The organism is Oerskovia sp. Root918, assembly GCF_001428945.1.
Classification (GTDB): Bacteria; Actinomycetota; Actinomycetes; order Actinomycetales; family Cellulomonadaceae; genus Oerskovia; species Oerskovia enterophila.
The window spans coordinates 507,840-522,376 of the sequence record NZ_LMJG01000001.1; the positions used below are offsets into that span (position 1 = coordinate 507,840).

The 14,537-nt window shown below is 72.2% G+C and carries 14 protein-coding genes; 7 read left to right on the plus strand and 7 right to left on the minus strand.

Features of this window, described 5'->3' with window-relative positions:
* Window positions 1-37: 37 nt before the first annotated feature.
* Window positions 38-523: a hypothetical protein gene (locus tag ASE27_RS02235; protein ID WP_139107879.1), complete on the minus strand. Its 486-nt coding sequence runs from the start codon at window positions 521-523 to the stop codon at window positions 38-40.
* 379 nt (window positions 524-902) lie between these two features.
* Between ASE27_RS02235 and ASE27_RS02240 the strand changes: the two genes are divergently transcribed.
* The 3 genes from ASE27_RS02240 to ispF all read left to right on the plus strand — a co-directional run bounded on the left by ASE27_RS02240 (window position 903) and on the right by ispF (window position 2,819).
* Window positions 903-1,385 carry a CarD family transcriptional regulator gene (locus ASE27_RS02240; protein ID WP_030144079.1) on the plus strand — a complete coding sequence of 161 codons (483 nt, stop codon included), beginning with the start codon at window positions 903-905 and terminating at the stop codon, window positions 1,383-1,385.
* A 187-nt stretch (window positions 1,386-1,572) separates the two neighbouring features.
* Window positions 1,573-2,310, plus strand: a complete 738-nt coding sequence (gene ispD / locus ASE27_RS02245) for a 2-C-methyl-D-erythritol 4-phosphate cytidylyltransferase (RefSeq protein WP_056645248.1) — start codon at window positions 1,573-1,575, stop codon at window positions 2,308-2,310.
* Window positions 2,307-2,819, plus strand: a complete 513-nt coding sequence (ispF, locus tag ASE27_RS02250; protein ID WP_056645251.1) for a 2-C-methyl-D-erythritol 2,4-cyclodiphosphate synthase — start codon at window positions 2,307-2,309, stop codon at window positions 2,817-2,819. Before ispD ends, ispF begins: the two co-directional genes overlap by 4 nt.
* 96 nt (window positions 2,820-2,915) lie before the next feature.
* Here ispF and ASE27_RS02255 read toward each other — a convergent pair whose 3' ends face one another.
* The 4 genes from ASE27_RS02255 to ASE27_RS02270 all read right to left on the minus strand — a co-directional run bounded on the left by ASE27_RS02255 (window position 2,916) and on the right by ASE27_RS02270 (window position 8,240).
* Complete coding sequence (locus tag ASE27_RS02255) at window positions 2,916-4,850, minus strand: glycoside hydrolase family 127 protein (protein ID WP_056645253.1); 1,935 nt, start codon at window positions 4,848-4,850, stop codon at window positions 2,916-2,918.
* An 80-nt stretch (window positions 4,851-4,930) separates the two neighbouring features.
* Entirely contained in the window at window positions 4,931-5,863 is a 933-nt protein-coding gene (locus ASE27_RS02260; protein ID WP_082608407.1) for a carbohydrate ABC transporter permease, read from the minus strand.
* Between the two features lie 11 nt (window positions 5,864-5,874).
* The gene (locus tag ASE27_RS02265) at window positions 5,875-6,831 is read right to left on the minus strand and encodes a carbohydrate ABC transporter permease (protein WP_235534067.1); all 957 of its coding nucleotides are present in this window, start codon (window positions 6,829-6,831) and stop codon (window positions 5,875-5,877) included.
* An 86-nt stretch (window positions 6,832-6,917) separates the two neighbouring features.
* Entirely contained in the window at window positions 6,918-8,240 is a 1,323-nt protein-coding gene (locus ASE27_RS02270; protein WP_056645256.1) for an ABC transporter substrate-binding protein, read from the minus strand.
* Between the two features lie 335 nt (window positions 8,241-8,575).
* Between ASE27_RS02270 and ASE27_RS02275 the strand changes: the two genes are divergently transcribed.
* Window positions 8,576-9,646, plus strand: a complete 1,071-nt coding sequence (locus tag ASE27_RS02275) for a LacI family DNA-binding transcriptional regulator (RefSeq protein ID WP_056645257.1) — start codon at window positions 8,576-8,578, stop codon at window positions 9,644-9,646.
* A gap of 13 nt (window positions 9,647-9,659) precedes the next feature.
* On the opposite strand, the gene ASE27_RS02280 is transcribed toward ASE27_RS02275, so the two are convergent.
* Window positions 9,660-10,238: a hypothetical protein gene (locus ASE27_RS02280; protein WP_056645260.1), complete on the minus strand. Its 579-nt coding sequence runs from the start codon at window positions 10,236-10,238 to the stop codon at window positions 9,660-9,662.
* Window positions 10,239-10,422: 184 nt separating this feature from the next.
* Here ASE27_RS02280 and ASE27_RS20540 point away from each other — a divergent pair, with 184 nt between their 5' ends.
* Window positions 10,423-11,061, plus strand: coding sequence for a TetR/AcrR family transcriptional regulator (locus tag ASE27_RS20540; RefSeq protein ID WP_056760579.1), 639 nt, complete (start codon window positions 10,423-10,425; stop codon window positions 11,059-11,061).
* Window positions 11,062-11,162: 101 nt separating this feature from the next.
* On the opposite strand, the gene ASE27_RS02290 is transcribed toward ASE27_RS20540, so the two are convergent.
* Window positions 11,163-12,566 carry a D-arabinono-1,4-lactone oxidase gene (locus ASE27_RS02290; RefSeq protein WP_056646562.1) on the minus strand — a complete coding sequence of 468 codons (1,404 nt, stop codon included), beginning with the start codon at window positions 12,564-12,566 and terminating at the stop codon, window positions 11,163-11,165.
* 36 nt (window positions 12,567-12,602) lie between these two features.
* Between ASE27_RS02290 and ASE27_RS02295 the strand changes: the two genes are divergently transcribed.
* A complete protein-coding gene (locus ASE27_RS02295; protein WP_082608408.1) occupies window positions 12,603-13,943 on the plus strand; it encodes an alanine racemase in 1,341 nt (446 codons plus the stop codon).
* Between the two features lie 88 nt (window positions 13,944-14,031).
* Window positions 14,032-14,427, plus strand: a complete 396-nt coding sequence (locus ASE27_RS02300) for a PPOX class F420-dependent oxidoreductase (RefSeq protein ID WP_056645264.1) — start codon at window positions 14,032-14,034, stop codon at window positions 14,425-14,427.
* The last annotated feature ends 110 nt before the right edge of the window (window positions 14,428-14,537 follow it).

Genomic DNA, 14,537 nt, shown 5'->3' on the forward strand with positions numbered 1-14,537 from the left:
CTTCCGTCGTTGCGGGGGCCGGGCCGTCAGCCGCGGATCAGGGCAGGTAGTCCTCGTACTCCGGCAGGAGGCCGTTCAGGACCGGGACCTCGGCGGTCTGGGTCTCGCCCGTGCTCGACGTCAGGGTCACCGAGATGGTGCCGCCCGGCGGCACGTCGATGTTGCCGAACTGCGCCTCGAAGCCGTTGTCGACGCTCAGGTAGACCGTCTCGCCGGCCTCGAGCGGCACGTCGATCGGGTCGGTCCCCTCAGGTGCGACCGTGATCTCGACGGGCTCGTCGGAGTCGTTGGCCATGCCGCCCAGCAGCGTGCCGGGCTCGCCCTCGGCGGCCGAGATGATGAGCAGGTTGAGCCCGCGCACCTCGTCGGTGAGGTTGATCCGGACGCCGTCGGACGGCGAGTAGGCGATGTCCGTCGTGATGGGCGAGCAGGCCGACACGGCGAGGACGCCCGCCACGATCGCGGGGATCGCGAGCACGAGCGATCGCCGAGGCGTGGTCAAGCGGGACGGGGTGCTGGTCACGTGCGCTCCAATGTGCTGCGGGCAGTCTCGGTGTGCGACGGGTGGGGCCGGTGCTCGGCGCCCGGGCGCACATGACCACAGCCTAGTCGCTCCGGCGGATGCACTGCTCGGGCAGCGCGGGGGACGGTACGAGGGGGCATGCCTGCGGCCGCCCGGTCGCTGCGTAGGGGGTGGCCTCGGGCGTCTCCCGCGCTGCGGAGACGTGCGCCCCACGGGCTCACGGGAGCGTGAACCGCTCGTGAACGGCATCGATCGCCAGGGTGCGGCGGGCGTGAGCAGCGGAATCACGGGGCTCTCGCGGGCCGCGAGCGAGGCGAGGGCTCGGAATCGCAGGGGCCCCCGTGGTAAGATCGACCTCCGCGAAAGGGGACATCTGCAGATGACGTTCACAGTAGGCGAGACCGTTGTCTACCCACATCACGGTGCCGCAAAGATCGAAGAGATCAAGACCCGCACCATCCGCGGGGAGGACAAGATCTACCTGAAGCTGAAGGTGGCTCAGGGCGATCTGACGATCGAGGTCCCGGCGGACAACGTCGACCTGGTGGGCGTCCGCGACGTCGTCGGCCAGGAAGGTCTCGACAAGGTCTTCGAGGTTCTTCGCGCACCATACACGGAAGAGCCGACCAACTGGTCGCGCCGCTACAAGGCCAACCTCGAGAAGCTGGCCTCGGGCGACGTGATCAAGGTGGCAGAGGTCGTCCGCGACCTGTCGCGTCGTGACGCAGACCGCGGCCTCTCGGCCGGGGAGAAGCGCATGCTCGCGAAGGCTCGACAGATCCTGGTCTCGGAGCTTGCCCTGGCCGAGCACACCGAGGAGGACAAGGCCGAGGCCATCCTCGACGAGGTCCTGGCTTCCTGAGCCGCGAACTCACCACGTACCACCGACGACGCACGGGCTGCTGGCAGCCCGTGCGTCGTCGTCTGTGGGCGCTCGGCCTCGCGGGGCTCCCGACCACGGCGGGTCGGGCAGGGCTTCCGGCCCCGACCGATCGTCTCGGCCGCGGTCCGACGACGGTCCACGAGCCGAGATCGTCTACCGTGACATCGTGACGACCCTCGCCATCCTGACCGCCGCCGGCTCCGGCACGCGCCTCGGTTTCGATCTCCCCAAAGCCCTGGTCCCGCTCCGTGGCCTGCCCCTCGTGCTGCACGCCGCGCGCCGCCTCACCGCGTCGGGCGTGGTCGACGCGCTGGTCGTCACGGCCCCGAACGGCCTCGTGTCCGCGATGTCGGACGTGCTCGAGCACGACCCGCACGTGAGCGTGCCCGTCGTCGTCGTCGCGGGTGGAGCCACGCGCCAGTCGTCCGTGGCCGCCGGGCTCTCGCGCGCGCGTGCGGACGTCGACGTGGTCGTCGTGCACGACGCGGCCCGCCCCCTCGCCCCGGCCGCCATGATCCGACGCATCGTCGAGACCGTGCGCGAAGGCCACCAGGCGGTCATCCCGGGGGTGCCGGTCGTCGACACGATCAAGGTCGTCGCACCGCGCGACCCGCAGCACGGTCTCCCGGACGGGGTCGACCGGGTGGCCTCGACCCCGGAACGCACCCTGCTGCGGGCCGTGCAGACGCCCCAGGCGTTCGACCGGGCGCTGCTCGTGCGTGCGCACGTGGCAGGGGCCGCCCGGGCCCGGACCGAGGCGACCGCGGCGACCGACGACGCGAGCCTGGTCGAGGCGCTGGGCGAGGAGGTCTTCGTGGTGCCCGGTCACGAGCTCGCGATGAAGGTCACGACCGCGCGGGACTTCTACTACATCGAGAAGCTGCTCACGGAGGACGCCCGATGAGTGCACACGGAGGACGTCCGACGAACCTGCCCCGCACCGGGATCGGGACCGACGTGCACGCGTTCGCGCCCGAGGGGCAGGAACGCGACCTGTGGCTCGCTGGGCTGCACTGGCCGGGCGAGCGGGGGCTGGCCGGGCACTCCGACGCCGACGTCGCGGCGCACGCTGCCGCTGACGCGCTCTTCTCCGCGTCCGGGCTGGGCGACCTCGGGTCGAACTTCGGGACGAGCGCGCCCGAGTGGGCCGGGGCGAGCGGGGCGTCGCTGCTCGCCGAGGCCGCGCGCCGGGTCCGCGCCGCGGGCTTCGAGATCGGGAACGTCGCGGTCCAGGTCATCGGGAACCGTCCCCGCCTCGGGCGCCGCAGAGCAGAGGGGGAGGCTGCGCTGAGCGCCGCCGCCGGGGCGTCCGTGACGCTCACCGCGACCACCACTGACGGGCTCGGGCTCACGGGCCGCGGCGAGGGCGTGGCCGCGCTCGCGACCGCGCTCGTGGTCCGCGTCGACGGCTAGCCGCACCGACCAGCTCGAGAGGGACGTCCTGGGGTGCTCGGGCGGTCCGGGGCCAGGACCCCCGGTCCCCGCCCGAGCACCCCAGGACGGGTCGGGTCAGGCCGTCGGCAGCCAGATGCGCATGGTCGACGGCCCGCGGTTCGCCCAGTCGTGGTACGGCGTCAGGACGACGTCGAGCGGCTCGCCGGCCGGACCCGTGCGGTCGCCCTGGCCCTCCGGCCCGACGCTCGCGTTCTCCGGGTAGGGCCACGCACGGTCCGTCGACGCAGCCCTCCGCCCGGTCGCGACCACGACCCCGTCCTCCTCGCGCAGCGGCACGGAGGCGTCGACCACGAGCTCGGCGACGTCGTCGACCGTCTGGTCGAGCGACTCGGCGCACAGCACCTCGGGCCCGCGCTCGACCGCGACGCAGCCCCGCACGGCGTCGATCCTGTCGTCGGCCGTCACGACACGTGGCGACACGTCGAACTCGAGGCGCACCTCGTCGCCCGCGAGGAAGGTCCGCCGGACCTCTGCGGTGCCCGGCCCGACGCTCCACGTCTCACCGCCCGAGGACAGGCGGGCCGAGGCCGACCACGCGGGCACCCGCACCCGCAAGGACCAGTCTCGGTCCGTGTCCCGCAGCACGCGGAAGGTCACGACCCCCGAGTCGGGGAAGTCGGTGTGGACGTCGACCTCGACAGGCGTGCCGTCCGGCAGCGCCGTGCGGATCTCCGCGTCGGCGTACTGGTGCACCTGGAGGCCGTCCTCGTCGACCGTCACGAAGTACGCGGCGAGGCTCGCGAACGTGCGTGCGACGTTGGGCGGGCAGCACGAGACCTCGAACCAGGGGGCCCGGAGGGAGGACGAGGCGCGTGCGCTCGCGACGTCCGCGGGTGCGACGGCTCCCGGGACTCGCTGGTGCAGGGTGTTCGTGTAGTAGAACGACGTGCCGTCGTGCGCCGGGGACGTCGCGACGACGTTGAAGAGCGTCCGCTCGACCAGGTCGGCGTAGCGGGCCTCGCCCGTGGCGAGCAGCAGGCGCCAGCTCGTCATGATCGATCCGATCCCGGCGCAGGTCTCCGCGTACGCCCGGTCGGGGGGCAGGACGAAGTCCTCCCCGAAGGCCTCGTCCTGGTGGTGCGAGCCCTGCCCGCCAGTGAGGTAGGTGCGCCGGGCGACGGTGTTCTCCCACTGGGTCGCGACCGCGTGCAGGAGGTCGTGGTCGCCTGTGTCCGCGGCGACGTCGAGAGCACCCGCCGCGAGGTAGTTGGCACGCACCGCGTGCCCCCGGAAGACGGTCGCCTCGCGGACCGGCTGGTCGTCCTGGAAGTAGGACCGACCGAACTCGATGTCGCGCAGCGTGCCGTGCCCGTGCCGCTCGACGAACAGCGCCGCCTGGTCGAGGTAGCGACGCTCGCCCGTGACCCGGGACAGCTCGGCGAGCGCGACCTCGATCTCGGCGTGCCCGCAGATCCCCTGGCGGCCGTCGGGCCCGAAGGTCGCGCACACGTGGTCGGCGGCCCGCCGGGCCACGTCGACCAGGAGCTGGTCGCCGCCCGTGCGGGCGCGGGCCACCGCGGCCTGGATCAGGTGGCCGTAGCAGTACAGCTCGTGCCCCCACTCGAGGTCCGAGTAGCGGTCCCCCTGGCCAGGCCGTCCGAACATCGTGGACAGGTAGCCGTCGGGCTCCTGCACGGCCGCCACGCGCCGGACGATCGCGTCGAAGCGGGCGTCGAGCTCGTCGTCGGGCCTCCTGCCCAGCTCCCAGGCCATGGCCTCGAGGAGCTTGTAGACCTCGGAGTCGGAGAACTCGCGCCCGCGGCGGGCCGCGGGCAGACGGCCCTCGACCGCGGCGTCGAAGTTGCCCAACCACCCCTCCTTCTCGAGCCAGTGCTCGATGTGGGCCAGCGTGGCTGCGCGGTTCGTCTCCTGGCGGGCGGCCCAGAAGCCGCCCGTGATCCGGACTTCGTCGAGCCCGAGCGGACGCAGGACCGACGAGCTGGGGACGACCGGTCGGCCGCCGGTCGACCGGCTGGTGGTGGTGGTCACGGATTTCCTCCGGTGAGGTCGATGCCCACGAGGATGGGCGAGGTGATGGGTGGGGCGGGACTGCGCGGGCGACCCGGAGGTCAGCCCTTGAGCGCGCCCGACATGAAGCCCTGGACGTAGTGCCGCTGCAGCAGCAGGAAGAGGACGACGCACGGCAGGGCCAGGACGACCACGCCCGCCTCGGTGGCCCCGTAGTCGACGATGCCCATGATCTGCTGGCGCATGTTGGCCACGGCCAGCGGGAGCGGGAGCTTGGACGAGTCGGAGATGAGGATCAGCGGCGCGATGAAGTCGTTCCAGGCCGCGAGGAACGCGAAGAGGCCGACCGTGATGAGCCCGGGCTTGACCGCGGGCAGCAGCACCCGCCGCAGGGCTCCGAACGACGTGCACCCGTCGACGAGCGCCGCCTCCTCCATCTCGGTGGGGACGGACTCGAACGAGATCCGCATCATGAAGGTCGCGAACGGGAGCTGGAACATCGTCAGGACCAGCGCGAGCCCGAGGAGCGAGTTCTGCAGGTGCAGGGCGTTCAGGAGGACGTAGAGCGGGATCAGCAGGGTCGCGTAGGGCACCATCAGGATCCCGAGCGTCAGCATGAAGAGGATGTTCTTGCCGGGGAACGTGAAGCGGGCGAACGCGTAGCCGCCGAGGAGCGAGGTCACCAGGGTGAACAGCACGGTCAGCCCGGAGACCACGACCGAGTTCAGGAGGTACTGCCCGATCCCGGCCTGGTAGCCCGCGAGGGTCACGTAGTTCCCGAACCCCCAGCCGTCGGTCTGCGCGCTGCCCGCCTGCGGCGAGACCGAGGCGACGCCGGCCCAGATGAGCGGGAAGAGGAAGATCAGGGCGAGGCCGCCCGTGAAGACGTAGTACGGCGTACGCAGGGCGAGGCCCCCGAGCGTCGTGGTCGGGGCTGCGCGCCCGACCCGTCGTCGTCGCCGTGCCGCCGCAGGTGGCGTGGCGGTCGCGGACGGGGGGACGGGAGCGGACGGGGTCTCGGTCGTGGTGGGCATGTCCGGGGTCCTCACTTCTCGTCCGTCTGGCGCATGCCGCGGAACTGCAGGGCGTTGATGACGATCAGGGCCAGGAGCACGAGGATCGACAGGGCGGCAGCACGGCCCAGGTCGTTCTGGCCCTGGAACGCCATGTTGTAGATGAGCTGGACGACCGTGATGGTGCTGTTGTCCGGGCCGCCCTTGGTCAGGATGTAGAACTGGTCGAACGCGAGCAGCGAGCCCGTGACGCACATGATCGTGCAGAGCATGAGCGAGGGGCGCAGGAGCGGCAGGGTGATGCTCCGGAAGATCTGGAACGGCTTGGCGCCGTCGATGCGCGCCGCCTCGTACACCTCGCCGGGGATGTTCTGCAGGCCCACCAGGAGCAGGAGCATGTAGAAGCCCGCGAAGCGCCACACGATGAGGAAGACGGTCGACCAGAGGGCCGCCGTGGGCGTCCCGAGGAAGGAGATGGGCTCGTCGACCAGTCCGAGCTTCTCGAGGAAGGGGCTGATCGGGCCGGACTGAGGGGAGTAGAGCGCGTAGAACAGGAGCGAGGCGGACGCCAGGCCGAGCGCGCTGGGGACGAGGAACGCGGTGCGCAGGAACCCCTTCCACCGCGTGCTCTCCTGGACCAGCAGCGCCATCCCGAGCCCGAGGCCCAGGAGGAGGACCGTCGCGATCACCGTGTACTTCAGCGTGAAGACGATCGAGGGCCAGAAGTACTTGTTGGCGACGACGTCCTGGAAGTTCTCGGGGAAGTTGGGGCCGCGGTTGCCCGCGAGCAGGGGCCAGTCGGAGACCGACATCTGCACGACGAGGAGGATCGGGACGATGAAGAAGAGCCCGACGAAGACGGCGGTGGGCATCGCGTAGAGCCAGCCCTGGGCTCCCCGGCCGCGCAGGGCGCTGCGCTTGCGGCGGCGCCCGGCAGGGCGGGCCGCGGGCCTCGGGGTGCTCACGGGGGCCGTGGTGTGCGTGGTCACGGGAGTCCTCTCTGACTCGGGTGGACCGTGGTGGGTGCGACGGTGCGCACCCACCACGGTGCTCGTCCTCGGCGGACGGAGCTTGGTTACTGGTCGAGGACGGCCGTGATCTCGTCGTTGTCGGCGTCGATGTTCTTCGCGTCGCCGAACACCGCTCCACGGACGAGCGTCAGCCACGGGCTGTCGGGAGCGTTGAACGCCTGCTGGAAGTTGATCGCGACGGGCGTGCTGCCCTTGGCCGCGACCTCGTTGATCGTCACGAGGCGCGGGTCGACGGCCGCGTACTTGTTGTCGGCCAGGTCCGCGCGGGACACGACGTCGTTGTTCTTGGCCAGGACCTCGACCTGCGCGTCCTCGCTCGTGAGCCACGAGAGGAAGTTCCAGGCGGCCGCCTCGTTCTTCGAGTCCTTGGAGATCCCGATGCCGTCACCGCCCACGAACGTGGACTCTCCGCCGTCGGGCCCGGGGATCGGGGCGACGCCGACGTCGACCGTCTCGGCCGCGGTCGACAGCAGGGTCGCGGGGTACGGCATCACGCCGACCTTGCCCTCCTGGAACGGGCCGGTCCACGTCGCGCCGGTCTCGTCCTTGGTACCGGTGCCGATCGCACCCGAGTCGACCATGTCCTTGTAGACCGCGTAGACGTCCTTGGCCGTGTCGCTCGCGAGCAGGGACTCGGTGCCGTCGGCGCTCAGGACCTGGTCGCCCCCGGCCCAGACCGACGGGAACCACGTGAAGAGCGTGCAACCGCCGCAGTTGCCGCCGAAGTACGTGCCGGACACGCCGTCCTTGCCCAGCGCGCTGATGGCCTTGGCGTGCTCGCCGTACTCCTTGAGCGTCGTCGGCGGCTTCTCGGGGTCGAGCCCGGCCTCGCGGTAGAGGTCCTTGTTGTAGAACATGACCGAGAGGTCGAGGACGAACGGCAGGACGTACTCCTGGTCCTCGTACGTCCCGGCGTCGATGTGGCCCTGCGCGAGCTCGTCGGCGTAGGGGAGCCCGTCGATCCGGTCGGTGATGTCGGTGAACAGGCCCTGGGAGGTCCAGTTCGGGACGTAGACGATGTCCGCGGCGAAGAGGTCCGGGAGGCTCCCGCTGCCGGCCGCCGCGCCGACCTTCGCGACGTAGTCGTCGTTGGGCGTGATGGTCAGGGAGACCTGGTTCTCGTGGCTCGCGTTGTACGCGTCGACCAGCAGGGTGGCCTGCTTCTCCATCGGGGCGCGCGTCCACAGCGTGAGCTGCGTGCCGTCGTCGACCCCCTCGGGCGAGTCGCTCGCGGCGGTGTCGCCGCCCGACCCGCTGTCGGTGTCGTCGGCGGGCGAGCACGCCGCCAGGCTCGTGGCCAGCATGCCGACCGTGAGGAGGGCCGCCAACGGGCGGACTGCGCGGATCGACTTCCGTGTGGTGCTCATTCGAGCCTCCAAGCTCTCTTCGTTGAGGGTGGTGCGGGGGTGTTCGGGTGCTGCTCTGCACGTCCAGGGGTCCTGCGCACGGCGACGAAACCGTTTCGGAAGCACGTCACGGACATCTGGCGACCGCGACGGCCCTGCCTCCACGACGAGATCTATCCGCATGTTGAGGCCGATAGGAACAGGTTAGCGCTCACATAGCCTCTTGCGAAAGTCGCCGAAAAGGTTTTCTGAGACTATTGCGGAGTGGGGGAGCCGTCAACCCGCTGAGGGGGTTACAGTTTCGTCACGACCTCCGGACCCACCAGGGGCCCGGAACATCTCGAGGGAGCAGGACGATGGTGCGCGAGGACGAAGGGGGATCCCCGCCGGTCGACCGGGCCAAGCGCTCGGTCACGCTGACCGACGTCGCCCGGCTCGCGGGCGTCTCGGTGGCCACGGCCTCCAAGGCGCTCAACGGGCGTGACCAGGTCAAGGCCGAGACCAGGACGCGGGTCATGGAGGCGGCCGAGCGCTTGTCGTTCCAGCCCAACGCGCTCGCCCGTGGGCTGCTCGCGGGGCGGACCGGCACGGTCGGCCTGCTCACGAGCGACCTCGAGGGACGCTTCGTCATCCCCATCCTCATGGGTGCCGAGGACGCGTTCGGGGCCGGCCGCGTCTCGGTCTTCCTGTGCGACGCACGAGGCGACTCGATCCGCGAGCAGTACCACCTCCAGGCGCTGCTCTCACGCCGCGTCGACGGTCTGATCGTCGTCGGGCGCCAGACGGACCCGCGTCAGTCGCTGGGCCAGCGGCTCCCCGTGCCCGTGGTCTACGCCTACGCGCCGTCCCAGGACGACGCGGACCTCTCGATCGTCCCCGACAACGTCGCGGGCGGGCGGGTCGCCGTCGAGCACCTCATCGCGTGCGGGCGTCGGCGCATCGCGCACGTCTCGGGAGACCCCACGTACGCGGCAGCCCAGGACCGCGCCGCCGGCACGGCCGCGGCACTCTCGGCAGCGGGGCTCGAGCTCGCGGGGGACGGCGTGCTGTTCGGGGAGTGGTCGGAGAGATGGGGCCGGAGCGCCACCGCCATGCTCCTGGCCAAGGACCCGTCGATCGACGCGATCTTCGCCGCGAGCGACCAGATCGCCCGGGGCGTGCTGGAGACTCTCCGTGAGCTCGGCCGGGACGTTCCGGGCGACGTCTCGGTCATCGGGTTCGACAACTGGGAGCAGTTCGCGCTCGGTGCGCGCCCCGAGCTCACGAGCGTCGACAACAACCTCGAGGTCCTGGGGCGCTACGCCGCGCAACGCCTGTTCGCCGCGATCGACGGCCAGCGGGCGTCCGGGGTCGAGAAGCTCCCGTGCCGCCTGGTCCCGCGTGGGTCGACCTCACCGCTCGGGGCCCTCGGGGCCCTCGGGGCCTAGGCGCGACCCGCCGTCACCCGACGGGGGTCACGACCAGGCTGTCGGTCACCGCGCGGGCCTGCGCGGCGCCGTCGGCGTCCTGCGTCGCGAACGACTCCGTGACGAACACGAACGCGGTCCCCGTCGAGGTCGCGACCTCGACGATCGTCTCGACCTGGGAGACCTCGACGCCGTCTACCGTGCGGGTGCCCCCGAACCGGTGGGCGGGGAGCCCGGCGAGCTCGATCGGGCCCGGCTGCGTCGGGTCGACGGTCCAGTCCGCGGTCTCTGCCAGGTAGTCGGCAGCCGCGGCGGTCTGCTCGGCGAGCGTCGACCCGCCGGGAGGCTCGGTCGTGACGACCACGTTGGCCGTGAAGCCCGGGTCGCCGAACGGCTTCTCCGTGCGGACGACGAGGGGCGCGTCCTGCCCCGCACGGTCCCAGCCCGCGGGGACGGTCAGCGTGACCGAGACGCCGTCGTCGGTGATCTCGGCGGACTGCGAGGTCGCTGCGGGCGGCGGCGCCTCCTGCGTGGCGCCGCCGCAGCCCGCGAGCAGGGGCACGAGCAGCGCGCAGGCGGCGACGAGGGAGAGCGGGCGGTGCGAGCGTGCCACAGGTGTCCTTTCGGGCCGGGACGGGCTCCGACGGGAGCCGACCCTCCCAGCCTGCCACGTCCAGGTCGTGGCTCGGCCTGCTCGCACGGCTCCCACATGCGAATATGCGACATTGAAGGCATGGTGGACAACAGCGGGCGACGTTCGTGCGCACCACCGAGGACGGTCACGAAGGAGTTCGACGATGAGCCGCATGTCCATCGAGGAGCGCCGCGCTCAGATCGTCGACGCGGCGATGTCGATCGCCATCCGTGAAGGGGTGGAGGCCGTCACGGTGCGCGGGGTCGCAGCCGAGGCCGGGATCTCGCTCGGGACGGTCCACTACTGCTTCGAGGACAAGGACGCGATGCTCCGGGCCATGGGCCACAGCGTCGCGCTCGTGGCCTCGGACCCGGTCCGCATGGCCCTGGACCCCACGCAGGACCTCTACACGATCGCGCACGCGGCCGCCGACGGGTTGTGGCAGGGCCTCACCCCGCGCCGCCACATGCGGCTGCTGACGTTCGAGTTCGCGACCGCGGGCTCGCGCAACCGTGCGCTGCGCCCGGTCGCGCGGGCGCACCTCGAGCAGACGTGGGCCATGACGCAGGGCATCCTGGACCAGCTCTCGGAGATCGCGGGCATCACGTACTCGATGGACACGCCGTTCCTCGCGCGCATCGTCGCGGGGTACATCGACGGGATCGAGATCGCGTGGCTCGTCCAGCAGGACGACGAGGCCACGATCCGCAGCTTCCACGCGCTCGCGGACTACGTCCTGTCGCTCGTGGTGCACCCGGACGGTGCGGTGCCGAGCACGGAGGAGCCCGCCGAGGCCTCGTAGCGGGGCTTGCAGCAGCCCTGGTGGCTGCGTCCGGCTCCGCACGACGGCCCGACGGCGCCGCTCGCCCCGGGCGGCCCACGTCCCGTGCGCGACGCGCGCCGTCAGCGCGGCCCGAACACCTGGTCCGTGTACGGGTTCGCGAACACGCCGCCCGGGTCGGCCTGGGCGCGGACCCGGCGGAAGTCCTCGAAGCGTGGGTAGCGCTCCGCGAGGTCCTCGGCGCCCAGCGTGTGGAGCTTGCCCCAGTGCGGTCGCCCTCCCACGCCCGCGACGATCTTCTCGACGCCCTCGAAGTAGCGCTCGTGCGGGAGGCGGAGGTACTGGTGGACCGCGACGTAGGCGCTCTCGCGGCCGTGGGCCGTGGACAGCCACACGTCGTCCGCGGCGGCGAACCGGACCTCGACCGGGAACGGGACGTTCTCGCCCGAGGCCCTGACCCAGGCGTCGATCTCCTCGAGCACGTTCACGAGCTCGGCGCGCGGCACCGCGTACTCCATCTCGCGGAAGCGCACGCGGCGCGGCGAGACGAACACCTCGTGCGAGGGCGCGACGTACGTGCGGGGGGCGAGAGCACGTGCCGAGAGCGCGTTGATGCGAGGCGTGGCGCGCGGCACGGCCGTCGCGAGCCGGTTGATGACCTCGAAAGCCCCGTTGGACAGCAGCTCCTCGTCGACCCAGGCGCGCGCCCGGGTCACGGCGCCCGGCCGCTCCCCGCGCGCCGTGCGCAAGGAGGCCGAGGCCTCGTCGTCGGGCCCCAGGCGGTCGTTGCGCTTGGTGAGCGCGCGGCGCGTGTGCGGGAACCAGTAGAACTCGAAGTGGTCGTGCGCGTTCTCGAGCCCTTCGGCGTCCGAGCCGCCCCCGCGACCGCCCGAGGCCGTGCTCAGCTCCTCGAGGACCCGGTCGAGCGGCCAGGGCTCCTCCTGGGCCCGCAGGTGGAACGCCGGGACGACGTCGAGCGTCACGGCCGCGAGCACGCCCGTCGAGCCGAGGCCCAGGCGGCTCGCCTCGAACAGGTCGGGGTCCTGCTCGGGCGTGGCCTCGCTGACCGAACCGTCGGCCCCGACCACGCGCACCCCGCGCACCTGGGTCGCGAGACCGCCGAGCGAGGCGCCCGTGCCGTGCGTGCCGGTCGAGATCGCGCCCGCGATCGACTGGCGGTCGATGTCGCCGAGGTTGCGCATCGCGAGCCCCGCCGACGCCAGGACCTCGTTGAGCCGATGCAGCCGGATGCCCGCCCCCACGGTCACGCGCGCGCCGGTCTCGGTGCGGGTCACGTCCTCGACCGTCTGCAGGTGGTCGAGGCTCAGCAGGAGCCCGTCGGTGACTGCGGCTCCCGTGAACGAGTGGCCGGCGCCGACGGCCCGGACGTGCAGGCCGTCGTCCGCGGCTCTGCGCACTGTCTGCGCGAGCTCGTCGGTGTCGCGCGGGGCAGCGCGGCGCAGGGGATCAGCGGTCTGGTTTCGCGCCCAGTTCGTCCATGAACCGGGAGCCTGCTGGCTCGTCACACCCGGCACTATCTCACGAGGGGTAGGTTTCCTACCATGACGTCGACGCCCGTGCAGAGCAGCACGCAGGACCCGCCCGCCCGGTCCCACGCCGAAGGTGCGACCGGTAGGTCCCGATCGTCCGGTTCGTCGGAGGAGGCGCGGACGCTGGGCGACCGGCTGTCCGCCGCGACCGAGCGCGTCCCGGGCCCGGTCGCGGTCGTCGACCTCGACGTGTTCGACGCCAACGCCCGCGAGCTCCTGGCCCGTGCCGGGGGAGTGCCCGTGCGCCTCGCGTCCAAGTCCGTGCGCGTGCGCTCGCTCGTCGAGCGAGCAGGCCGGCTCGGCTTCGCGGGGATCATGGCGTACTCGCTGGCCGAGGCGCTCTGGCTCGTCGAGCAGGGCGCTCGCGACGTGCTCGTCGCGTACCCGACGGTCGACCGCCGGGCGCTCGCGGAGCTCGCGGCGGACCCGGCCGCGCGCCGGGAGATCACGCTCATGGTCGACGACGTCGCGCAGGTCGCGCTCGTGGCGACCGCCCTCTCGGGGCACCGGGGAGCGGACGCTGCGGAGAGCAGGTCCGAGGGCGCAGCCGAGGCAGGCACCCCGCCCGTCCTGCTGTGCCTCGACATCGACGCCTCGCTGCGGCTGGGGGTCGGACCCTTCACGGTCCACCTCGGGACCCGCCGCTCACCCGTCCACACCCCCGCGGAGGCCGCTGCGCTCGCGCACGCGATCGGGACGGTGCCCGGGCTGCGCGTGCGCGGCCTGATGTTCTACGAGGCGCAGGTCGCGGGGCTGCCCGACACGAGCCCCGCGGTGCGGCTCGTCAAGAAGGCCTCGGTCGCCGACCTGTCCACGCGCCGGGGCGAGGTCATCGCGGCCGTGCGCGACGCCGTCGGGCACGAGCTCGAGCTCGTGAACTCCGGGGGGACCGGCTCGCTCGAGACGTCCGCCGCCGACCCCGTCGTGACCGAGGTGACGTCCGGCTCGGGCCTGTTCGTGCCCGGCCTGTTCGACGGGTACCGCTCGTTCGTGCCGCACCCCTCGGCGTACTTCGGGCTCGACGTCGTGCGCGTCCCTGCGCCCGGCTACGCGACCGCGTTCGCGGGCGGGTACGTGGCCTCGGGGCCGGCAGGGGCCGCGCGCGTGCCCCGGGTCGTCGAGCCCGGGTGGCGGCTCACGTCGTCCGAGGGCGTCGGCGAGGTCCAGACGCCCCTGCACGTCGCCCGAGGCCGCCGCGACGCGCGCGAGCTCGCGGTGGGCGACCGCGTCTGGTTCCGCCACGCCAAGGCGGGCGAGCTCATGGAGCGCTTCGACCGCGTGCAGCTCGTGCGCGGCGACCAGGTCGTCGAGGAGGTCCCCACCTACCGCGGCGAGGGCAAGAACTTCGGGTAGCGCCGCCGTCGGGCCGGTGGGCGTCCCACCTGCTGAGAAGGTGGGGACCTGCGGGAATACGCGCGGTCCCCGCGCGATTGAGCACGGCATGACGAGCCTTCCCGACGCCGCCAAGGCGCTCCTCGACGCCCCCGAGTTCGCCACCGTCGCCACGCTCGAGGCCGACGGCAGCCCGCAGACCTCGGTCGTGTGGGTCGCGCGCGACGGCGAGGACATCGTGTTCTCGACGATCCACGGCCGTCGCAAGACCGACAACCTGCGCCGCGACCCCCGTCTGAGCGTGCTCGTCTACCCGCGTGACGCCCCGTACCGGTACCTCGAGGTGCGCGGCGAGGCCGCGATCGAGGAGGACCCCTCGGCCTCGCTCATCCACGCTCTCGCGCAGAAGTACACGGGAGCCGAGCGCTACACGGGCGACGACGGCACCGACAACCGCCGCGTGGTCGTGCGCGTGACCCCGACCAAGGTCCACTGGCGCGACTGACGGAAGCCGCGCCGCCGTCGCGCGAGGGCCGGGCGCTGGGTCCTCGGCTCGGCGGACGGGCCTGCGCGACCCGCTCGCGCGGGTGAAGACGCGCACGGATGCGCCGCCCC

What these genes read in the sequence shown, in the direction of transcription:
- ASE27_RS02240 (WP_030144079.1), top strand. Translation starts at nt 903, where the DNA reads ATGACGTTCACAGTAGGCGAGACCGTTGTCTACCCACATCACGGTGCC.
- ASE27_RS20540 (WP_056760579.1), top strand. Translation starts at nt 10,423, where the DNA reads ATGAGCCGCATGTCCATCGAGGAGCGCCGCGCTCAGATCGTCGACGCG.
- ispF (WP_056645251.1), top strand. Translation starts at nt 2,307, where the DNA reads ATGAGTGCACACGGAGGACGTCCGACGAACCTGCCCCGCACCGGGATC.
- ASE27_RS02275 (WP_056645257.1), top strand. Translation starts at nt 8,576, where the DNA reads ATGGTGCGCGAGGACGAAGGGGGATCCCCGCCGGTCGACCGGGCCAAG.
- ASE27_RS02270 (WP_056645256.1), bottom strand. Translation starts at nt 8,240, where the DNA reads ATGAGCACCACACGGAAGTCGATCCGCGCAGTCCGCCCGTTGGCGGCC.
- ASE27_RS02295 (WP_082608408.1), top strand. Translation starts at nt 12,603, where the DNA reads ATGACGTCGACGCCCGTGCAGAGCAGCACGCAGGACCCGCCCGCCCGG.
- ASE27_RS02300 (WP_056645264.1), top strand. Translation starts at nt 14,032, where the DNA reads ATGACGAGCCTTCCCGACGCCGCCAAGGCGCTCCTCGACGCCCCCGAG.
- ASE27_RS02260 (WP_082608407.1), bottom strand. Translation starts at nt 5,863, where the DNA reads ATGCCCACCACGACCGAGACCCCGTCCGCTCCCGTCCCCCCGTCCGCG.